Annotated in this window: 16 protein-coding genes; 11 read left to right on the top strand and 5 right to left on the bottom strand. The window is 65.7% G+C overall.

Annotated features, from left to right (window positions below):
- Nucleotides 1-47 precede the first annotated feature (47 nt).
- Nucleotides 48-4160 carry a DUF3418 domain-containing protein gene (locus CXY70_RS18255; RefSeq protein WP_104191151.1) on the bottom strand — a complete coding sequence of 1371 codons (4113 nt, stop codon included), beginning with the start codon at nucleotides 4158-4160 and terminating at the stop codon, nucleotides 48-50.
- 101 nt (nucleotides 4161-4261) lie between these two features.
- On the opposite strand from CXY70_RS18255, the gene CXY70_RS04290 reads away from it, so the two are divergent.
- From CXY70_RS04290 to CXY70_RS04275, 4 genes are all read left to right on the top strand, one after another.
- On the top strand, nucleotides 4262-5095 hold the full coding sequence (locus CXY70_RS04290; RefSeq protein WP_104191150.1) for an aldo/keto reductase: 834 nt from the start codon (nucleotides 4262-4264) through the stop codon (nucleotides 5093-5095).
- 120 nt (nucleotides 5096-5215) lie between these two features.
- Nucleotides 5216-5881 (top strand): nicotinamide riboside transporter PnuC, encoded by a 666-nt coding sequence (gene pnuC / locus CXY70_RS04285; protein WP_104191149.1) that lies wholly within the window; start codon nucleotides 5216-5218, stop codon nucleotides 5879-5881.
- A 47-nt stretch (nucleotides 5882-5928) separates the two neighbouring features.
- Nucleotides 5929-7911 (top strand): thioredoxin domain-containing protein, encoded by a 1983-nt coding sequence (locus tag CXY70_RS04280; RefSeq protein ID WP_104191148.1) that lies wholly within the window; start codon nucleotides 5929-5931, stop codon nucleotides 7909-7911.
- Nucleotides 7912-8267: 356 nt separating this feature from the next.
- Entirely contained in the window at nucleotides 8268-10064 is a 1797-nt protein-coding gene (locus CXY70_RS04275) for a stealth family protein (protein ID WP_104191147.1), read from the top strand.
- Here CXY70_RS04275 and CXY70_RS04270 read toward each other — a convergent pair.
- The gene (locus CXY70_RS04270; RefSeq protein ID WP_104191146.1) at nucleotides 9994-10932 is read right to left on the bottom strand and encodes a phosphodiesterase; all 939 of its coding nucleotides are present in this window, start codon (nucleotides 10930-10932) and stop codon (nucleotides 9994-9996) included. The genes CXY70_RS04275 and CXY70_RS04270 overlap by 71 nt on opposite strands.
- Nucleotides 10933-11073: 141 nt before the next feature.
- Here CXY70_RS04270 and CXY70_RS04265 point away from each other — a divergent pair, with 141 nt between their 5' ends.
- From CXY70_RS04265 to CXY70_RS04235, 7 genes are all read left to right on the top strand, one after another.
- Nucleotides 11074-11991, top strand: coding sequence for an NADP-dependent oxidoreductase (locus CXY70_RS04265; protein WP_104191145.1), 918 nt, complete (start codon nucleotides 11074-11076; stop codon nucleotides 11989-11991).
- 94 nt (nucleotides 11992-12085) lie between these two features.
- Nucleotides 12086-12946: a phosphatase PAP2 family protein gene (locus CXY70_RS04260; RefSeq protein WP_233205731.1), complete on the top strand. Its 861-nt coding sequence runs from the start codon at nucleotides 12086-12088 to the stop codon at nucleotides 12944-12946.
- 50 nt (nucleotides 12947-12996) lie between these two features.
- Complete coding sequence (locus tag CXY70_RS04255) at nucleotides 12997-14211, top strand: type III polyketide synthase (protein ID WP_104191144.1); 1215 nt, start codon at nucleotides 12997-12999, stop codon at nucleotides 14209-14211.
- A complete protein-coding gene (locus tag CXY70_RS04250) occupies nucleotides 14212-14940 on the top strand; it encodes a class I SAM-dependent methyltransferase (protein WP_104191143.1) in 729 nt (242 codons plus the stop codon).
- Nucleotides 14933-16165, top strand: coding sequence for an NAD(P)/FAD-dependent oxidoreductase (locus tag CXY70_RS04245; protein WP_104191142.1), 1233 nt, complete (start codon nucleotides 14933-14935; stop codon nucleotides 16163-16165). The genes CXY70_RS04250 and CXY70_RS04245 overlap by 8 nt, the downstream gene beginning before the upstream one ends.
- 40 nt (nucleotides 16166-16205) lie before the next feature.
- Nucleotides 16206-17759 (top strand): methyltransferase, encoded by a 1554-nt coding sequence (locus CXY70_RS04240; RefSeq protein WP_104191141.1) that lies wholly within the window; start codon nucleotides 16206-16208, stop codon nucleotides 17757-17759.
- A 29-nt stretch (nucleotides 17760-17788) separates the two neighbouring features.
- The gene (locus CXY70_RS04235; protein WP_104191140.1) at nucleotides 17789-18592 is read left to right on the top strand and encodes an SDR family NAD(P)-dependent oxidoreductase; all 804 of its coding nucleotides are present in this window, start codon (nucleotides 17789-17791) and stop codon (nucleotides 18590-18592) included.
- Here CXY70_RS04235 and CXY70_RS04230 read toward each other — a convergent pair.
- The 3 genes from CXY70_RS04230 to CXY70_RS04220 are packed head-to-tail and all read right to left on the bottom strand — an operon-like array spanning nucleotide 18589 to nucleotide 20650.
- The gene (locus CXY70_RS04230; RefSeq protein ID WP_104191139.1) at nucleotides 18589-19371 is read right to left on the bottom strand and encodes a hypothetical protein; all 783 of its coding nucleotides are present in this window, start codon (nucleotides 19369-19371) and stop codon (nucleotides 18589-18591) included. The genes CXY70_RS04235 and CXY70_RS04230 overlap by 4 nt on opposite strands.
- Complete coding sequence (locus CXY70_RS04225; RefSeq protein WP_104191138.1) at nucleotides 19368-20282, bottom strand: ABC transporter ATP-binding protein; 915 nt, start codon at nucleotides 20280-20282, stop codon at nucleotides 19368-19370. The genes CXY70_RS04230 and CXY70_RS04225 overlap by 4 nt, the downstream gene beginning before the upstream one ends.
- On the bottom strand, nucleotides 20282-20650 hold the full coding sequence (locus CXY70_RS04220; RefSeq protein WP_104191137.1) for a GntR family transcriptional regulator: 369 nt from the start codon (nucleotides 20648-20650) through the stop codon (nucleotides 20282-20284). The genes CXY70_RS04225 and CXY70_RS04220 overlap by 1 nt, the downstream gene beginning before the upstream one ends.
- Nucleotides 20651-20804 lie beyond the last annotated feature (154 nt).

Here is a 20804-nt window from a genome sequence, read left to right as displayed (position 1 = left end):
GGTTCCGTAAGGTGGGCCCGGCGGCAACCCGTGGCAGCAGAGGCCCGTTATCCGGCAAGCACTTTCTGGATTCGTTGCAGTGAGACAGACTCCGCCGCTTTGAGTTCCTGTGCGAACAGACTGATCCGCAGTTCCTCGATCATCCAGCGGGCGCGCAGAACGGAGACGTCAGCATCCGCTTTAAGCGGCATGGTACCGCCGGCGTTCTCGAACCGGGTGGTTGCAGCCTGGGTTTCGTTCATCCAGACCCGGTCGCGGCTCGGGTTGTCGACGAGTTTTGGCACCCGGGCACTGATGCCACCGAGGTAGCGCGGCAGATGACGCAACTGGACGAGACCGGTTTCGCTGACGAAACCGGGATAGACCAATGCGGTGAGCTGCTGGCGCGCGTCGCTGATTCCCGGCAGCAGTGCCATGCTGGTTGCAGCCTTGAGTGCCTTATCAGCCAGGCGTTGAGCGGTGAGAATACGGGCGACCAGACCCACCGTTTCGAACATGGAGTCCATCACCACCCCCGATACTCGATCGCGAATGGTGTCGAACTCCGCCTTCATGAACACCTGGCCGCCCGGACGCACCCGAAAGAGCACGTCGTCGACCGCTGCGGCGAGGCAATCCTCGAACAGGGCCTGCGTGGTCTTGTACGGGCTGGTCGCAAGGCTCAGCTTTTCGGCGGCGGTCAGGTGCTGCTGCACATACGCGGCTGGCGACGGCGTCGCGAGCAGCAGCAGCCGGCGCACCCCGCGGGGCAGCGCGCGGGCCTGCTCCAGTTCGGTGCTCATCATGCGAATAGAAACGGATGCCCCATCATCGACCAGCGTCGGATACCCGCGAATCGTGTTGTCGCCCTGTTTGGTGTCGAGGAAGCGGGGGAGCTCGCCGAGGTCCCAGGTGGTGAGGCCGCCGCGTTCGATCGCGTTGCTCGGCGCTGCAGCGCTCGTTGCCTTCGCAACGCTCTCGCGCACCCGGGTGCCGAGCCGGCGCTGCAGGTCGCTGAGGTTCTTGTCGGCGGCGACGGTGCGTCCGCGCTCGTCGGTGACGACAAACGTCATGCGCAGGTGTGCGGGAATCCGGCCGAGCTCGAAGTCGCGCGCGCTCACCGGCACGTAGGTCAGCTTCTGGATCAACGCCGCGAGCGTCTCGGCGAACGACGCGTCGGGGATAGGTGTCGGCAACGCCATGACGATGCCGGGCTCGCCGGGCAGTTCGCCCAGTAGTCGAGTGGCCCAGTCGGCGGCGGGAACGACATTGCGGCGGATGCTCTTCGGCAGCGACTTGATCATGGCGGTCACCAATTCGGCCCGGAGGCCGGGCACCTGCCAGTCGAAACCGTTCGGCGAGAGACGGGCGAGCAGCGCGAGCGGGATGCGCACGGTCACGCCGTCGTCTTCTTCGCCGGGTTCGAACCGGTAACCGAGGGCCAGGCGCTGGTCGCCCTGCTGCCAGCTCGGCGGAAAGAGCCCCTCATCGATCTCGGGGGAGTCCTCGGCCACGAGCGCGTCGGCGGTCATGGTGAGCAGGTCGGGGGTGTCGAACCTGGCGGCGCGCCACCAACCCTCGAAGCTCTTGGTCGATGATACGTCGGCTGGAATGCGGCGCTGGTAGAAATCGAAGACGGCCTCGTCATCGAAGAGGATGTCCCGGCGCCGGGTGCGCTCCTCCAGCTCGGCCAGTTCCTCCCGCAGCCTGGCGTTGGCCCGCTCAAATGCCCACATTCCGGGGTCGCCGGTCTGGCCGGGCCGCCCACCGCGGCTCGCGCTGCTGCCAACCATCGGTGCGCCGCGGCCGGAACCGCGCCCGCCCGAAGCCGTGCCGCCGTCGACCGAGATGTTGACACGTTCGTTGCGGGACGGTCCCCGCGCGCCGCGATCGGCTTCCTTCTCTGCCGCCGACGTTTGCGGCCCCGACGCGCGGTCCCACTCGCCCTCCACCAGTGCGTGGCGAATGAACAGCTCCCGGGCGTAGGCAGGGTCGATCCGCGAGAACTGCACTCGGCGGCGGGCCACGATCGGCACGCCGTACAGCGTTACACGTTCGTAGACCACGGCGGCGCCCTGCTTCATTTCCCAGTGCGGTTCAGAATAGCTGCGCTTGCACAGGTTGCCGGCGAGGGGTTCGGCCCAGGCTGGGTCGACGACCGCGTTCATGCGGGCAAACAGCCGGCTGGTCTCGACCAGTTCGGCGCTCATGACCGCGCTCGGCTGCTTCTTCGCCAGCGTCGACCCGGGAAAGAGTACGAAGCGTTGCTGACGAGCACCGACGTAGTCCTTCTTGGCGACGTCTTTCAGGCCGATATGGGACAGCAGCCCGGCCAGCAACGATCGGTGCACGCCGTCGGGGTTCGTGCTCGGCTCACCGAGATGCAGGCCGAGCGGCTTGGCCAGCTGCCGCAACTGCCGCAGCACGTCCTGCCACTCGCGCACTCGCAGGTAGTTGAGGTATTCGTTCTTGCACAGGCGTCGAAAGGCACTCGAACCCAGCTCGGACTGCTGCTTCTCGAGGTAGTTCCAGAGATTGAGCAGGCTGAGGAAGTCGCTCGTCGGGTCGGCAAACCGGGCATGAAACTGGTCGGCCTGGGCGCGACGCTCGAGCGGGCGCTCTCGCGGGTCCTGAATGGTCAGCCCGGCCACGATCGCCATGACTTCCCGGCTGGTGCCCTGCGTCTTCGACTCGATCACCATGCGGCCAAAGCGCGGGTCGATCGGCAGCTGCGCGAGCTGCTGGCCGATGCGAGTGAGGCGCGGGGTCGCCGGGGACGCGGGGGTCGCCGGGGCGGCGGCCGGAGCGATGGTATCCGCCTCGCTGCTGGTGGCCCGAGCGGCGGCGCGACCGCTCTTGGTGCGCCCGGCGCCGTCGGCCTCGATGGCGCCGAGCTCGGCGAGCAGGTCGAGGCCGTCCTTGATGTTGCGGCTGTCCGGCGGGGTCAAGAAGGGGAACGAGGCGATGTCGCCGAGGCCGAGCGAGATCATCTGCAGAATGACGGCGGCGAGGTTGGTGCGCAGAATCTCCGGTTCGGTATATTCCGGACGGCGCATATAGTCTTCTTCGGAGTACAGCCGAATCGCGATGCCATCGCTCGTGCGGCCGCTGCGACCGCTGCGCTGGTTGCCGGAGGCCTGCGAGATCGCTTCGATCGGCAGTCGTTGCACCTTGGAGCGCACGCTGTACCGGCTGATGCGCGCGGTTCCGGCGTCGATGACATAGCGGATGCCCGGCACGGTCAGGCTGGTCTCGGCCACGTTGGTCGCGAGCACGATGCGCCGTTTCACCCCGGCCACGGTCGACGGCTGGAACACCCGGTGCTGGTCGGCCGACGACAGCCGGCCGTAGAGTGGCAGCACCTCGGTGGGGTTGCGGCTGGCCGAGGAGGCGTACTTGCCCTGCAGCGCGTCGGCGGCATCGCGAATCTCGGTCTCGCCGGAGAGAAAGACGAGCACGTCGCCGTTGGACTCCCGTTCGAGCTCATCGAGGGCGGCGGTGATGCCCTCGATATAGTCGCGGTCGACCGGGGGAGCGGCATCCGTTGTGTCGTCGTCATCGTCGATTCCGGGCTCCGCGACGAGCGGCCGGTAGCGAATCTCCACTGGAAAGGTGCGGCCGGACACTTCGACGACGGGCGCCGGGGTGCCGTCCGCAGCCGCGAAATGCTTCGCGAAACTGGCCGGGTCGATGGTGGCCGAGGTGATGATGAGCTTCAGATCGGGGCGCTTGGGCAGCAACTGCCGCAGGTAGCCCAGCAGAAAGTCAATATTGAGGCTGCGCTCGTGCGCCTCATCGATGATGATCGTGTCGTACTTGCGCAGCATACGATCGCGGTGAATCTCATTCAAGAGGATGCCGTCGGTCATCAACTTGATGCGGGTGTCAACACCGACCTTGTCCGTGAATCGCACCTGGTAGCCGACCAGCTGCCCGACTTCCTGCCCGAGCTCCTCGGCGATGCGTTCGGCGATGGTGCGCGCGGCGAGTCGGCGCGGCTGGGTGTGGCCGATGTTTTTGCGGCCGAGTTCGAGGCAGATCTTGGGCAACTGGGTAGTCTTGCCCGACCCGGTCGACCCGGCGACGATCACGACCTGGTTGTCGGCAATCGCGCGGGCAATGTCGTCCCGACGCTGGCTGACGGGCAGTTCGGGCGGGAAGGTGATATTCAGCGTTTCCATGAAGACTTAATATTACGTCGGTCATATCAACGCTTTCGCGGTCAGTGAACATTGGGTGTTCAGCGGGGTGGATGCTGAACAGCAGCCAATAGGCTGACGGGATGACGAAATCTGTTCCCACCATCACCCTCAACGACGGCCACACGATTCCGCAGCTCGGTTTCGGAGTGTTCAAGGTCGAACCCGACGAAACCACCCGCATCGTGGCGGACGCGCTGTCGGTCGGTTACCGCCACATCGACACCGCCGCCATCTACGGCAACGAGGAGGGCGTGGGCAAGGCCCTCGCTTCCTCCGGCATCGCCCGCTCCGAGCTGTACATCACCACCAAGCTCTGGAACGACCGTCAGGGCACCCAGTCGGCTTTCGACGCGTTCGAGGAAAGTCTCGAGAAGCTGGGCCTCGACTACGTGGACCTCTACCTGATCCACTGGCCGGCTCCGGCCAACGACAAATTCGTCGAGAGCTGGAGAGCTCTCGAAAAGATTCAGGAGTCCGGCCGGGCCCGCTCCATCGGCGTCTCCAACTTTCTGGTACCCCACCTTGACCGCCTGCTGCACGAGACGGCCATCGTGCCGGCCATCAACCAGATCGAGCTGCATCCGGCGCACCAGCAGCTTGAAGTCACCGCTTTCGCTCGCGATAACGGTATCAACATCGAGGCCTGGGGCCCGCTCGGCCAGGGTAAATACCCCCTGTTCGACGAGCAGGTGATAGCGGATGCCGCCGAGACGCACGAAAAGTCGCCCGCGCAAATCGTCATCCGCTGGCACCTGCAGATGGGCAACATCCTGTTCCCCAAGTCGAACCGTCTCGCACGCATGACCGAGAACTTCGACGTCTTCGACTTCGAACTGACTCGCACCGAGGTCACCATGATCTCCGCGCTCGAGCGTGCCGGCCGCGTATCCGCGCACCCCAACGAGGTGAACTAGTCCGCAGCATTCACTGATGAGTGGGGCCGCTGGCGTCATCACGCTGCACCTCCCCACGCAGCGGCGTAGATTGGGATGCGTTGTGCGTCACCGGGCACGTTGTCCTGCAGAAAGATCTCCATGAATCCGATTGAATGGCTGTTCGACGCCCAGTTGCAGATCGGTAACCAGACCATTCTCTGGCGCGAGATCGTCGGCAATGCCTTCGGTATTGCCAGTGCGGTCGGCGGCATGCGCCGCAAAATTTGGGCGTGGCCAGTGGGGATCATCGGCAATGCGTTGCTGTTCACGGTGTTCCTCGGGGCCGTGTTCGGCACGCCCAACCCGGTCAACCTGCTCGGTCAGGCCGGTCGTCAGATCATGTTCATCGTCGTGTCGATCTTCGGGTGGGTACAGTGGCAGCGCAGCCGCAACTCGGCCGTGCATGTTGCCGTGGCCCCGCGCTGGGCCGGCAACCGTACCCGCATCCTGCTGGGCCTGGGCCTGGTTGCCGGCACCCTCGTGCTCACCCCCATCTTTCGTGCCCTGGGCTCGTTCGAACCGGTGTGGGCGGATGCCTGGATCTTCACCGGCTCGTTGCTCGCGACCTACGGCATGGCCAAAGGCTGGACCGAATTCTGGCTCATCTGGGTGGCGGTCGACATCGTCGGCGTGCCGCTGCTGATCAGCGCCGGCTACTATGCCTCCGCCTTTCTCTACCTGTTCTATGGTGCCTTTACCCTCGTGGGCTTCGTGGTGTGGGTGCGGGTGCAGCGTCGGCGGAACGCCCTGCTCGGGGCCGCCTAGCTTTTCGTTTCGCTCGCCCGAAACTGCAACCGGGAGCAGAATGGAGCATGACCAACCGCCTCGCCGATGCCATCAGCCCCTACCTGCGCAGCCACGCCGACAACCCAGTGGACTGGTTCGGCTGGGGTGAAGACGCGTTCATTGAAGCGCGGGAGCGGGACGTGCCGGTGCTGGTATCGATCGGCTATTCCACCTGCCACTGGTGCCACGTCATGGCGAGGGAGAGCTTCAGCGATCCGGCGATCGCCGAGTACCTCAACGCCCACTTCGTGAGCGTCAAGGTTGACCGGGAGGAGCACCCCGACGTCGATGCGAGCTACCTGGCCGCGGCAAGTGCGTTCGTCGAGGGGCTCGGCTGGCCGCTGAACGTGTTCGTCACCCCCGACGGCCAGGCCTTTCACGCTGGAACGTACTTTCCGCCGGTGGCTATCGCGGCGCATCCGTCCTTTCGCGGGGTACTGACCGCGGTGACGGAGGCGTGGCAGACCCGCCGCGCCGAAGTGACGGCCGGCGCCGGCAGGGTGGCCGAGCTGCTCGCCGACTCGGCGCGGGAGCTCGCCTCCGGCGCGGCTCGCTCCGCGGCAGGCGGGCAGCTGGGCGGCGAAGCGCTCAACCGGGCCGTCGCCGAACTGGTCGGATACGAAGACCCCCGGTTCGGTGGCTTCGGCGGTGCGCCGAAGTTTCCGGTTGCCCCTGCGCTCTCGTTTCTGCTCGGGCACGGCAACGCGCTCGACGGCGACGGCCCCTCGCTCGCCCTGCGCACCCTCAAAATTATGGGCGCGTCACCGCTGCGAGACCCGATCGAGGGCGGTTTCTTTCGCTACGCGGTCAATCGAGATTGGAGCGACCCGCACTACGAACGGATGCTCTACGACAACGCTCAGCTGCTCAGCCTGTACACCCGTGCGTGGATGCTCAGCGGCCAGCCTTGGGCCCGTCAGGTCGCCGAGAAAATCGCACGTTTTCTCTGCGATGTGATGCAGCTTCCGGGAGGCGGGTTCGCGAGCGCGCAGGACTCAGAGAGCACCGTCGATGGCCGACGAGTCGAGGGTGGCTACTACGCCCTCGAGCAGAGCGACCGCTCGAAGCAGACCCCGCCGGCCCTCGATGAGAAGGTGCTGACGGGCTGGAACAGTCTGGCCATCCAAGCGCTGGCCCGAGCCGGCTTCGCCTTCGACCAGCCCGACCTCGTAGCCGCGGCCCGCCGGGCAGCCGATTACCTGCACGCGCACCACGAGCGGGCCGACGGCACCCTCGTGCGAGCCTCGGTTGATGGGCGCACTTCGACCGCGAAAGCCACCCTGGAGGACTATGGCATGTACTCGCGTGGACTCCTCGAACTCGCACTGGTCACCGGTGACGTGACCTACGCCACTCGGGCTCGTCACCTGCTCGACAGCACGCTATCGGCAGCCACCGACACTCCAGTTTTCCGCCCGCCGCACGGCGCAGATCCGGTGCTCAGTCGGCAGGGTCTGGTCAGCACTATCGATCCCTCCGAGGGTGCCTACCCCTCTGGACTTTCCGCCAGTGCCGATGCCGCACTGCTTGTGCACCGCCTCACCGGCGATGACCGCTACCGACGGGCCGCGCAGGCCAGCCTCGGCCTCGTCGCCGACCTGGCTCCCGCTCGACCACTCGCCTATGGCGCCGTGTTGCGGCTGTTCGACGAAGTCAACGCTCCGATTGAGCAACTCGTCATTGTCTCGCCGGACCAGCCGCGCCGGAACGACCGGGCGCCCGCTTCCCCGTACCCCGTCACCCTGCAGGACCTCGCTCGTCGCCATCTGGCGGGAGTGGTTGCATCCGTTTCAGAATCTCAGGCGCGGGCATTCACCGCCGCCGGATTCGACCTTTTCGCGGCCCGTACGGCGCCGAGCGGCCAGCCCACCGCGTACCTCTGCCGCGACTTCGTCTGCCAACTGCCGGTCACCGACCCAGCAAAACTGCCGCCGTTCGACGCCACCGCCGTACTCCTTGGCCAAATTGGCGCTGAGGAGCAACAAACCGTTCGACCGCACAAGCACTAACATCGGGATATCACCTTCGCCCCACACCCCTGGGCCCGCCGAAAGGATCCCTCGTGGTTCCCGAAATCCGCACTCTGACACGGTTAGACCGGTTAAACGGATGCCGCAGCGTCCGTTGATGGCGCGGCCCGGTCGCCCGGTCGCCGCAGCAAATTAACGACTTCGAGACGTACACTAAAGACAAATGCCACCGCGTTTCACCAAACGCCAGTCGCTCATCGAGAACCTCGTCGCTTCTCGAGCAGATCGTCGCTGCGAAACACTCTGAATCATTTACGCCGGTAATTTCGACGCACTCCGCAGTGTCAGCCCTGGCTGGACCACGATCGAGTGCACCACTTTTCTCAAGGAGGACCATGGCGACACGCGACATTCCGGAGGCACAACCGGAGACTTCACTCCAGGGCTACGCCGATACTTTCGTCGGTGACATCTTTGACACCGACGCGTTTCGCCCGGACACCGTCGGCTTCGACTCGAGCGACCCGGAACCCCCCACCAACACCGGGCTGATCCCGACACTGTCCCTCAGCAGTGAGCCCGAGTTGGTGTTGATCACACCGGATGCCCGCACCCGTCGCTTCGACCGTGACGATCTCGTCGTGCGCAAGGGCGAGATCGCCCTCATCAACGGCCACTACACGCCGCACGAGTCCATGGTGAAGGACCTCGTAGCCGTCTATGACGCCCTCACCGCTGCCGGCATCGACTTTCTGCTCGTGCGCGGCGACCACAAGCGGCCGGTCATCGCCGTCGACCGCAAGCGGCGCAAGGAAATCACCAGGGTCTTGAGCCGGGCGTTCGCCAACGAACCCTTCTACGCCAAACCGCTCGATGGCGCTGTCAGCCAGCAATTTTTGCTCGCCGACGGCGCTCTCACGACGCTGCGCAAGTCCTCCGTGTTTCGCGTCTACCGGCCGCGCATCGAACCGATCGGCCGACTGCGCTATGGCGCCCAGACGGCATTCCAGCTGGAAATGTGGCGCTTCGGCGAAGACGAAATCATCGCCCCCGTCGAAAACGCCCTCATGCGCACCCGGCTGCCGCGCTCCGAAGCCCGTGAAACGACCATCGACATGTATGGGCGCACCTGGCTGACCCTGCAGAACATGTTCGACGACCTGGCGAGCGACGTTTCCTTTGACATTGACCTTGTGTTCAGCTGGGTCGACGGGTCGAGCGACGAATTTCAGCGGGAACGTGCCAAGCGGATGAAGGCTTACGTAGTCGGCGAAGGTGACGATTCCGACGCCCGTTTTCGTCAGATCGATGAGCTCAAGTATGCGCTGCGGAGCGTCTACATGTTCGCCCCGTGGATTCGACGTATCTTCATCGCGACCGATTCACCCGCGCCCGAGTGGCTGGCCGAGCACCCACGCGTCACGATCATGCGCAGTGAAGACTTCTTCGTTGACACGAGCGTGCTGCCCATTCATAATTCGCACGCCGTGGAAAGCCAACTTCATCACATTCCGGGCCTGGCCGAGCACTTTCTGTACTCGAACGACGACATGTTCTTCGGTCGCCCGGTCGGCCCGGAGCTGTTCTTCTCGCCGGGCGGGGTGACCAAGTTCGTGGAGGCGGCCACTCGTATCGGGCTGGGCGAGAACGATCCGACTCGCAGCGGGTTCGAGAATGCCGCTCGGGTGAATCGGGCGCTGTTGCGCGGGCGCTTCGGCAAGGTGACCACGCGGCACCTGGAACACACGCCGGCGCCCATGCGCAAGAGCGTGCTAATTGAACTGGAACAGGAGTTTCCCGAGGACTTCAGTCGCACAGCCGCCAGCCGGTTCCGTTCGGCGACCGACATCTCGGTCACCAACTCGCTGTATCACTACTATGCCTTGATGACCGGTCGCGCGGTTGCGCAGACGCAGGTGCGCTCGCTCTATATCGAGACGACACTGCGCATCGCCCTGCGACAAATGAATCGTCTGCGCAAGCATCGCGACCAGGACATGTTCTGCCTGAACGACGGCAGTCACCCGGAAATCTCTACCGAGGTGCGTCGCGCCGCGGTCACCGAATTTCTCGAGCTGTACTTTCCGATCGTGGCACCGTGGGAACGGGCCAGTGTAGCCTCTAGTGCAGTACCGGGATCGGCCGGGTCATTGGCGGCTCGCGCAATGCAGGCAGAGTCTCCGACGGCGTGATCTCGACGCCGGAAGCGCGCAGGCGCCTGGCGCTTTCAGCGGCATCCACGTGTTCAAGCGTGGGAAACTGACCGAGCGGCACGACCGAGTGCAGCACAGTGCCCGGGTAGACGTGCACGAGATTAAAGGCTCGGGCGCCGTCGCGACCGAGGGTGCCACCGACGGGAACGTTGAGGTCCTGCGTGTAACAGGTTGCTGACGACACGGATACGGGGATGCCGGCAAACGTCGCCATCGAGGAATAGTGCAGGTGTCCGGCGATGATGCTGCGCACGTCCGAGCCGCGAAGCACGGTGGCCAGGCGATCCTGGTCGCGCAACTCGACAACGGCCGCGAGGTCGAGCACGCTCGGGATCGGCGGGTGATGCATGGCGAGAATCGTACCGTCGGGAGCTGGTACGCGCAGTTCCTCAGCTAGCCAGAGCAGCTGCTCAGCGGATACCGCGCCGTAGTGGTGGCCGGGCACCGAGGTGTCGAGGGTGATCACCCGTAAACCGTTGAGGTCATACGATCGGTCAATCGGCGCCTCGCTGGAAACCTGGTCGAGCAGCTCAGCGCGAAACGCCGAGCGGTTGTCGTGGTTGCCCATCACCCAGATCACGCGGGCGCCAAGGCGTGCCGCGGCCGGCTCGACGATCTCACGCAGCAGTTCGTAGGCTCCCGGTTCGCCCTTGTCGGCGAGATCGCCGGTGAAGACGATGGCCTGGGGCCGGACGCCGGAGGCCTCGACCTCGGCGAAGAGATCGGCCAGATGGTTTTCAGCGTTGACGCTGCCGTAGAGCTTCGAGCCCCCTGCAAGCAGGTGGGTGTCACTCAGGTGCAACAGGAAGTGGTCCGGCCGGGGGTATTCAGCCGTTCGAATGCTCACAGAGCGTCCATTCGTTTGTCGCGGGCGTACTCTCGCTGGCACACCGTCACGATTCTTCCCACTATTCGATCAGAAGTTCTTGAACAACGGGTGTACGCCACGCATCAATCGGGCATCGGCGGGTGGCCCTAGGCTGGCGGTATGGCGCGCTACGTACGCATTGACGAATTTGGTGGACCCGAGGTGTTGAGCATCGTGCGCGATGAGCAACCACAGGCTGGGCGTGGTGAGGTGCGGGTGCGCGTGCACGTCGCCGGCCTGAATCCCGTCGACTACAAGATCTTTCACGGCGGCCCGGCTGCATTACGTTACGAGGCGGTTCCGCCCTGCGGCAACGGCAACGATTTCTCCGGTGTCATCGATGAGGTGGGCGATGGTGTCTCGGGTTTTCACATCGGTGACGCCGTGTTCGGCGGCAAGCGGATGCACGCCCAGGCAGACTTCGTCGTCGTTGACGCGACGCGAATTCTCAAGAAGCCGGACGCCCTCACTTTTGAACAGGCTGGGGGTCTCGACATTGCGGGACGGGCCGCCTGGGCTAGCGTTGCGTCCCTCGGCCTGACCATCGACGACACCGTGCTGATCGGTGCTGCCGCCGGTGGTGTCGGCATCCTCGCCTGCCAGCTTGCCGTGCGCACCGGGGCGACCGTTGTGGGCACCGCGAGCCCTGTCAATCACGAATTTCTGCGCGGGCTCGGCGTCATTCCCATCGCCTACGGCGACGGCCTGGTCGACCGGGTACTGGCGACCGGCCTGACGGTGACGGCTGCCCTCGACTACAACGGCGCCCCTACGATCGACGCGGCCCTCGAACTCGGCGTTCCCGGCACCCGCATCAACACGATCGCCGCGCGCGGCCATCGTGCGGATGTCGGAATCTCCGAGGTGGGCGGTCAAGCTGCAAGCATCGACGATCTCGACTCGCTGGCCGGGCTGATTGCGGCCGGAGAGATCGTGTTGCCCATCGACCGGGTCTTTCCGCTCGAGCAGGTACAGGACGCCTACCGGTACCTCATGGCAGGGCACCTGCGCGGTAAGGTCGTGCTCGCCGCCACGTAGCAGGTACGCGCAGACACCGTGCTTGCCGAAACACGTGGCATGCTTGAATGTGCGCAATCGGTCTCCTCGAAGCTCCCCCAGACAGGGGCCGCTGGTGTACCTTGTCGGGGCGTCGGTGACCGCGCTGGCTTTCCTCGGCCTCTATCTTTTCTTCGTGCGTAGCCACGCCGGCCAGGAGGCCGACCAGCTCGCCTATGACGGCGCCGAATTCGGTCGTCACAGCATTACGCCGTTCACCGGCCGAGTGCTCGACTCCGTGCCGGATATCGCCGTGGTATTCGGGGTGGTTTTGACCGCGGTCATTGCGGGGGTGCGCCGCAACTGGCGCACCCTCATCGTTGCGCTTGGCGCAGCCGCGGCGGCGACGGCCTCGGCCCAACTGCTGAAATATGGCATTCTGGCCCGCCCCGACCTCGCGGTCGAGGGGTATGCCGGAAACTCATTCCCGTCGGGGCATACGACGGTGGCGGCGGCATCCGCTCTTGTGGTATTTCTGGTCGCGAGCCCGCGCCTGCGCCCGATGGTCGCCGGCTGGGGTACAGCTTTCGCCGTGCTGGCCGGTGTGGCAACGCTCGCCAACCAGTGGCATCGGCCGAGTGACGTCATCGCAGCCCTGCTCTGGGTCGCCGTGTGGGGGTGCCTCGCCGGTGCGGTGCTGGCCTGGCCGCGCCCGGGCATCGTGAGCCGAGCGGATACCCCGGCCGCGACGGACCGGCGCCGGGCATTCACCGGACTGCGCCACTCGACGATTCGCGTTGTTCGGTGGGTGTCGATCGGTTGTGGTGCGCTCTCTGGCCTGGCCCTCATCGCAACACTCGTGCTGGATAGCAGCCTGTTCGAGCGCGTCGGCACGCTCGGAACGGTCATCGCCTACCTCGGCGGAGTTGCGGCCATCGTGACCGCCGGTCTGCTGCTCGCTCTCAGCGGAACCCGGCTGTTCGCCCGCCTGCCCTAGATTCGGCGCGGAGGGGTGTACTCAATCAAAGCCACGTGCGACACTGGCTCATGGCCGTCACTCTGAGAGCGCTCCAGACCGTAGTTCCCCCGACGATTCTGATTCAAGAACAGGTGCGCGACATCTTCGCCGCCCAGCCGGGGCTGAGCCGACTAGCCCAACGGCTGGTCAGCACGAGTTTCAACGTGTCGGGCATCGAGACCCGACATACCGTCATCGCCGAACTCACCCTCGACAACGACGCAACCGAAGCACAGTTCTTCGATGCGCGGCAGCAGCTGCTATTGGTGCCGAGCACCAAAGTGCGCAACGAGCTCTACATCACCGAGGCCACCAAACTCTTCGTTGAGGCCGGCTGCCGGGCGCTTGCCGCCTGCCCCGATATCCGTCCCGAAGATGTGACCCACGTCGTCACCGTCTCCTGCACCGGGTTTTACGCGCCTGGCCCCGACTACATGCTGGTGCGGGAGCTCGGGCTGAAAGCCAGTACCCAGCGTTACCACCTTGGATTCATGGGATGTTACGCGGCGATGCCGGCCCTGCGCACCGCGAAGCAGTTCGTCGAGGCCGACCCGAACGCGGTCGTGCTCGTGGTCAGCGCGGAACTGTGCTCGCTGCACCTGCGCACCTCGAGCGACCCGGACACCATCGTTGCCTCGTCGCTGTTCTCTGACGGCGCCGCCGCCGGAATCGTCAGCGCCAGGCCCCCGCTGCCCGGCGAGAAGGCCCTCGGCCTCGACCTGTTTGAAACGGTGATCACCCCGGTCGGCGAAGGCGACATGGCGTGGAAGATCGGCGATGAGGGCTTCGAGATGATTTTGAGCACCTATGTGCCGCACATCATCGACGAGCACATCGAGGGGGCCCTCGCCCCGCTGTTCGCCCGCGATGCGTCGATCACCGCGCAACTTGCCGCCCCGCTCTCCGAGGACACGAGCGCTGTCGGAGGCAGTGTGGGCGCCCGGGTTCTCACCCTCGCGCCGCCGGCCTCGCTCAGCTCGGTGATCGAGCACTGGGCGATCCACCCTGGCGGTCGAAGCATTCTCGACAAGACCGAAGCCAAGCTCGGACTGCGCACCGACCAGCTAAATCCATCGCGGGAAACTCTGCGCACCAACGGCAATATGAGCAGCGCGACCATTTTGTTCGTGATGAAGTACATTCTTGACGACGCTGCCACCGCCGATGGCGAACGGGTCTGCTCTATGGCGTTCGGCCCCGGCCTTACCGTCGAGTCCGGACTGATGACCGTGATCGAGGGCTGAATGGCACTTCCCTCGCTCCGCGTGCGAGCACACAGGGCCGTGGAGCTCATGGATTCTCCGCTGTGCGATCCGGCCATGCTCACCCGCACCTATCAGGATTTTCGCGTTGTGAACGCGGTCGTGTCTGGCTGGTGGGGGATCTATCGCCGCAGCATCCGCCCCGCTCTGTCGACGACGACCGAGATGACCCTGCTCGACGTCGGTTCCGGGGGCGGCGACGTGTCGCGGGCGCTGGCTCGCTGGGCCGTGCGCGACGGTCTGCGACTCACGGTGACCGGCATCGATCCGGATGCCCGCGCGCACGTGTTCGCGACCAGCCAGCCTAAAATCGTGGGGCTGTCATTTCAGCAGGCGCTCAGCTCTGACCTCGTGGCGAACGGTGAACGCTTCGACTTCGTGGTCTCCAATCACGTGCTGCACCACTTGAGCGTCGACGAGCTGAAAGGGTTGCTCGTGGACTCGGAGGCGCTCGCCCGTCGCCGGGTACTGCACGCCGACCTCAAGCGGTCGAATTTCGCCTATCTCGGGTTTGCGGCGGCGACCTCGCCATTCTTTCGGCACTCCTATATCCGCCCCGACGGGCTCACCTCGATTCAACGTAGCTACACCGCCGAAGAATTGCGGGCGGTTGTGCCGGCCAACTGGACCGTGTCGCGCGGCCTCCCCTCGCGGTTGGAGCTGCGCTGGGAGGCTCCGAGGCAGCTGGCAGCTCCTGCGCCGGATGCGTGACATTGTCATCGTCGGCGGAGGGCCGGTTGGCACGATGCTCGCCTGCGTGCTCGCCGTCGGCGGGCTCGACGTAGAGGTACTCGAGCAGCGTTCACAGCCGTCTCTCCGCTCGCGGGCGATTGGCATTCACCCGCCGTCGCTGCGGGCCCTCGCAGCAATCGGCGTTGCCGACGCCCTCCTCGATCGAGCCGTGCGCATTCGCGAGGGGGAGGTGCGCTCCGACGGCCATCGGCTCGGGCAATTGTCATTTGAGCGGGCAGCGCCGGGATATCCGTTCGTGGTCGCCCTGCCGCAGTACGAGACGGAGTCCCTATTGCGCGCGCGGTTCGAGACGCTCCGGCCCGGACGGTATCGCAGCGGCGTGACGATGATGGGGGTGCGCGACCGCGGTGACGCCGTCGTGGTGTCAACCGATTCCGGCACGATCGAGGCCCGCTTTGTGATCGGGGCGGACGGCGCCCGGAGCCGGGTGAGGGAGGCGGCGGGCATCGACTGGCGGCAGCTCGGACAGAGCGAGACCTATCTCATGGGCGACTTCGTCGACCCGGCATCGATCGGTACGGCATCAATCGGTACGGCATCGCTCGGTACTGCCCCGATCGGTACTGCCCCGGTCAATGCCGGCGCGGTGCTCTATTTCGAGCGTGGCGGCGTGGTCGAGTCGTTTCCGCTGCCCGGCGGTCGTCGGCGATGGGTGGCAATGACCGATTTTCTCGCAACGGATGCCGACAGCGCCGACCTGGCCGCGCTCATCCGTCATCGAACGGGGGTGAGACTGCCCGAACCGCTCGGGGCCGCCAGCGCGTTTGCCGTGCAGCAAAGACTGGCGCGGAGTATGCAATCGAAGCCGGTGCAGGTTCCGGGCGGGCCGATGTCCCGCCCGCCCGCTGTGGGCCGCATTGTGCTGGTTGGCGACGCGGCGCACGAGATCAGTCCGATCGGCGGGCAGGGCATGAATCTCGGCTGGCTCGACGCCGTTGCACTCGGGCCGGCGCTGCAGCGGGCGTTGCTCGAGCCGGCGGTAGCGGCATCCGTTCTGGCGCATTACGACCGCAGCCGTCGCAGTGCCGGGCGTCGCGCTGCCCTGCAGGCCGGATTCAACATGAGTATGGGCCGCCCCGCCCACGGCGTGCGGCTCCGGGCCCGCAACGCCCTCGTGCGCTCCCTCACACTGCCGCCGGCCAACCAGATCGTCGCCCGGGCGTTCACCATGCGGTGGCTATGACTGGTGCGGGCACCGGCCGCGCATCGAGTTGAATAGACGGGTGACTTCTGCAACTCTCATTCCTCGCCTGCGCACCGACCTCGCTGCCGCCCACTTCTCGGTTCCCGGCCTGACCGGTTTGTGGGGGATCGAAGCGGATGCTGCGCTGCACCGCAACCAGCGGGTTCCTGCTCGGCGGGCGCTCGCCGCCCTCGCTGTCAAACTCGGCCGAAACGAGCCCGCAGCGACCCTGGCCCGGCTGTTCCTGCTCGGCGACCCGGTGTCGCGCACTGAGCTTGACGCCGCGCTGCCGGCGCTCGGGGCGGCCGGCGCTCTCGAGCTCGGTCTTGTGGCCGACGACGACTCGGGTATGCGCCCGCTCGTCGACCTGCGCCCGTACAGCTTCATCGACGCCCACGGCGCCGACAGCTGGTGGATCGTGAGCGATCTGGGGGAGCTGGCGCTTGGGCATGCGCTCGGCGAAACCCATGTTCTCGGCATCGGCGGGGCGTCCCTCACCCTGAGCGGACTCATGATGCCGCGCGAGGTGGAGCGCGTGCTCGATATCGGCACCGGCTGCGGAATCCAGGCCATGCACGCCTCCCGGCACGCCGAGCATGTCGTCGCGACCGATATCTCGGTGCGGGCGCTCGAACTCGCGGCGCTGAACGCGAAACTCAACGAGATCGACAATATCGAGTTTCGGTTTGGCAGCCTGTTCGAGCCGGTGGCGGGGGAGCGGTTTGATCACATCATCTCGAATCCACCGTTTGTGATCACGCCTCGGGCCGAGGGCGTGCCGAGCTACGAGTATCGCGACGGCGGAATGGTCGGCGACGCTCTGGTCGAGGCCGTCGTGCGCGGGGCGGTGGACCATCTCACTCCCGGCGGCGTTGCGCAGTTGCTCGGCAACTGGGAGTACTACGGCGACACGGATGCCTTCGAGCGGCTCGAGCACTGGCTCACGCCGGCGGCTGGCGAGTCTTTGCTCGACGCGTGGATCATCGAACGCGAAGTGCAGTCGCCGGGCGAATATGCCGAAACCTGGATTCGCGACGGCGGCACCCGGCCCGGTCCCGACTTCGATCGGCTGTACGACGCCTGGCTGAATGACTTCGACGCGCGCGGCGTGCGCCGGGTCGGCTTCGGCTACCTGCTGCTGCGGCTGCCGCACGCGAAACTTGCCGCCCCCGTGCTGCGTCGCCTCGAACGGATGCCCGACGCCCTCGGCCACAACCCGGCTGGCCTCGGCGCGCACCTCGCCGAGTGCCTCGCCGCCCACGACTGGCAGGTGCACGCGGATGACGCGCGCCTGTTGCGCACGCAGCTCACCGTGGCCTCCGACGTCACCGAGGAACGCCACTACTGGCCCGGTCAGCAGGATCCGACGCTCATGACCCTGCACCAGGGCAGCGGATTCGGCCGTTCGGTGCCGCTCGACACGGCCCTGGCCGGGCTGGTCGGCGCCTGCGACGGCGACCTCGCCGTCGGCGCCATCATCGGCGCTCTCGCCCAGCTGCTGGGCGCTGACGAGCGGGCGCTGATCGCCGAACTGCTGCCGAAGGTGCGTGACCTCGTGGTCGACGGCTTCCTGTCGTTGCCCGAGCCCGCCTAGCCACTCGCGCGGGGCGCTAACCTGACGGCATGACTCCTGCACGCCCGCTCCCGGCCGCCTTCGACCTTGGCGGGCGCACCGCGCTCGTCACCGGGGCGGGCAGCGCCACCGGCATCGGCTTCGCTGCAGCACGGATCCTCGGTGAACTCGGCGCCCGGGTGATTCTCACCGGAACGACGGCGCGGGTATTCGACCGCGCGCGGGAACTCACCGCCGACGGCCTCGACGCCGTCGGAATCATCTGCATCCTCGACTCGGCCGTGGGCGCTGCGGGGTTGGACGCGGCGCTCGCCGAGGGCGGGCACGAGCCGACAATTCTCGTGAACAACGCCGGCATGGTCGCCGTCGGCGACGCCGAGATGGGCCACGGCGACATTCTCACCAGCCCCGCCGAATGGGATCGGGGCCTGGCCGTCAACCTGTCCACGGCCTTTCACGCCACGCGCGTCGTGATCGGTTTCATGCGCGCGGCCGGCTGGGGCCGCATCGTGACGGTATCGAGCGTGAGCGGAACGATCATGGCGAGCCGCGGTGACGTTGCCTACGCCGCGGCCAAGGCCGGCTTGGTCGGTCTGACCCGGGCCCTCGCCGTCGATGAGGCTGAGTTGGGCATCACCTCCAACGCCGTTGCCCCCGGCTGGATCGCGACGGGCTCCCAACTCACGAGCGAGGCCCTGGAAGGTGCGCTCGTACCGGCTGGCCGTAGCGGTACGCCGGGAGAGGTCGCATCCGTCATCGCCTTTCTCGCCTCGCCCGGAGCGGCCTATGTCACCGGGCAGGTGCTCGTCGTCGATGGCGGAAACTCCGTGGCCGAGGAACGTCGTGACCGCTAGTTCTTGGGGGTGGCCCGGCGCAGGGCCAGGAAACCGCCGAAGCCGGCGACAGCGGCCGGGACCAGCAGCCAGGCGAAGATCCCCGCGATGCCCTGCGCGCCATACCACTGGCCGACCGCCGGCCAGCTGCTCGTGAATGTGATGATCGTGACGGTGCCGACCAGGCCTACGGCCAGCGCGCTCCAGAACACGAGCATGCCGGGCATGCGCCAGCGCATGTAGATGGTCGCAATCGACGCGCCGATGAAGAACACGAGCAGTTGCATGACGAAGAATGAGAACAGGTCGACCCAGAACCCATCGAGCCCGAGCCAGAGCGCGTTAAACATGTAGGTGTCAATCCACCAGCCTTCCGTCACCTGTTCGAGCTGCGTCAGCACGGCGAAGGCCAGTGCGTTGCCGGCCGAGATCAGCACGAACAGTAGCGCGGTGCCGAGGTAGAAGTCCCGGCGGGTCACGCCGAATCCAAGGGCGAGCGGAAACCCGAACGAGATCGCCTGCACGCCCACGATTGCCAGATACCACTGCGGCGACAGTACGGCCCAGCTGTACCGCTGGCCCTCGATCGCGTCGGGGGTGCCGAGGCCGCCGGTCGTAAAACCAACGATCTGCGCGATGAAAATGGTGACCACGAAGGCCATACCGACGATCAGCCAGGGAATGCCGATGTAGGTGCGGCGGTCGACCAGGTGTAGCCGCACCACGTTCCAGATGCGCTCCGGGGCGCTTCGCGGGTGCACGGATGGCGCGGTGCCGGTCAAGAAATCAGTGGCAGTCATGCGCTTGCACTCCAGGCGTCGGTTTTGGTCTCGGCTTCTTGGGTAATACTCGTTGTGCGCTGCACGATCAGCTGTTGCAGCGATACGGGGGAGAGTTCGAGCCCGGCAGCGCGGGCGGCGGCGCGTTCGGCCTGGCTGAGGCCCGTGACGGTCACCGAAGCCAGCCCGCCGATACCATCTCGAGAAATGATGTCGCGGCCGGCGACGAAAGCATCGACATCCGTTCGCTTGCCTACGACGGTACTCGCGGAGCCGCGCAGCTGCTCGGCGTCCTGGTCCATGAGAATGCGGCCTTCGTCGATGACGAGAACATGCTCGAGCAGGTTGCTGACCTCATCGATGAGGTGCGTTGACAGAATGATGGTGCGCGGATGCTCGACGTAGTCCTCGAGCAGGCGGTCGTAAAAGATCTGCCGTGCGACCGCATCGAGTCCGAGGTAGGGCTCATCAAAGAAGGTGAGTGGGGCGCGCGAAGCGAGCCCCACGATCACGCCGACGGCTGAGAGCTGCCCGCGAGAGAGCTTCTTGATCGGGCGCATCAGCGGCAAGCGAAAGTCGTCGACCAGGCGGGCCGCCAAGGCGGCGTCCCAGTTGGCGAAGAACCACGGCGCGCTCGTCAACACGTGTTCCGGCCGGAAGCTGTCCGGATACTTCTGGCTCTCCTTGATGAAGCACAGGGACTGCAACACCCGCGCATTTTCGACGGGGGAGGCACCGAATACTTCGAGGGTGCCGCTCGTGGCGAACTGCTGCCCGGTGAGAAGCTGCATCAGGGTGGTTTTGCCGGCGCCGTTGCGGCCGAGCAGACCGTAGATCTTGTTGCGTTCGACCGTGAAACTCACATCGTCGATGGCGGTGAAGGCGCCAAACTTCTTGGTGAGGCCGGACACACGTACGGCGGTGTCAGTCATCAATTGCTGCCCTTTCTCTCGGATTCGCTGATCATTCCGGCTACTTGCTCGAGGGTGATGCCGAGCTTGGCGGCCTCACTCAGCAGCGGACCGACGAAGTTGGCCCGAAACTGCTCGGTGCGAACTCCGACGAGTCGCTGCCGGGCTCCAGTTGCTACAAACATTCCTATTCCTCGCCTTTTGTAGAGAATGCCGTCTTCCACCAGGCGGTTGACGCCCTTGCCGGCGGTGGCCGGGTTAATGCGGTGGAAGGCCGCGAATTCGTTGGTCGATGGCACAGGTGTTTCTTCTTCGATGATTCCATCGATGATGTCGTTCTCGATCTGCTCGGCGATCTGCACGAAGATCGGCTTGCCCGCTTCGATCAAGGACTGCCTGCTTTCATTGAGTGGATGCTGCCCCCTGACCACCAGTCGGTTCACTGGTTAGTTGGTCATGTAACTAACTAACTACCTTTAGTCGTAAATGTCAATAACTTCGTCGCGGTGGCGGTCTGCGGTAGTTTGGTGTCATGACTGGTGC

Source organism: Cryobacterium sp. Y82 (assembly GCF_002929495.1).
Taxonomy (GTDB): Bacteria; Actinomycetota; Actinomycetes; order Actinomycetales; family Microbacteriaceae; genus Cryobacterium; species Cryobacterium serini.
Note: the sequence above shows the minus strand (reverse complement) of the source record. Positions and strands in the feature narration are given on the sequence as shown.

What these genes read in the sequence shown, in the direction of transcription:
- CXY70_RS04245 (WP_104191142.1), top strand. Translation starts at nt 14,933, where the DNA reads ATGCGTGACATTGTCATCGTCGGCGGAGGGCCGGTTGGCACGATGCTC.
- pnuC (WP_104191149.1), top strand. Translation starts at nt 5,216, where the DNA reads ATGAATCCGATTGAATGGCTGTTCGACGCCCAGTTGCAGATCGGTAAC.
- CXY70_RS04290 (WP_104191150.1), top strand. Translation starts at nt 4,262, where the DNA reads ATGACGAAATCTGTTCCCACCATCACCCTCAACGACGGCCACACGATT.
- CXY70_RS04230 (WP_104191139.1), bottom strand. Translation starts at nt 19,371, where the DNA reads ATGACTGCCACTGATTTCTTGACCGGCACCGCGCCATCCGTGCACCCG.
- CXY70_RS04255 (WP_104191144.1), top strand. Translation starts at nt 12,997, where the DNA reads ATGGCCGTCACTCTGAGAGCGCTCCAGACCGTAGTTCCCCCGACGATT.
- CXY70_RS04265 (WP_104191145.1), top strand. Translation starts at nt 11,074, where the DNA reads ATGGCGCGCTACGTACGCATTGACGAATTTGGTGGACCCGAGGTGTTG.
- CXY70_RS18255 (WP_104191151.1), bottom strand. Translation starts at nt 4,160, where the DNA reads ATGGAAACGCTGAATATCACCTTCCCGCCCGAACTGCCCGTCAGCCAG.
- CXY70_RS04275 (WP_104191147.1), top strand. Translation starts at nt 8,268, where the DNA reads ATGGCGACACGCGACATTCCGGAGGCACAACCGGAGACTTCACTCCAG.
- CXY70_RS04235 (WP_104191140.1), top strand. Translation starts at nt 17,789, where the DNA reads ATGACTCCTGCACGCCCGCTCCCGGCCGCCTTCGACCTTGGCGGGCGC.
- CXY70_RS04250 (WP_104191143.1), top strand. Translation starts at nt 14,212, where the DNA reads ATGGCACTTCCCTCGCTCCGCGTGCGAGCACACAGGGCCGTGGAGCTC.
- CXY70_RS04225 (WP_104191138.1), bottom strand. Translation starts at nt 20,282, where the DNA reads ATGACTGACACCGCCGTACGTGTGTCCGGCCTCACCAAGAAGTTTGGC.
- CXY70_RS04280 (WP_104191148.1), top strand. Translation starts at nt 5,929, where the DNA reads ATGACCAACCGCCTCGCCGATGCCATCAGCCCCTACCTGCGCAGCCAC.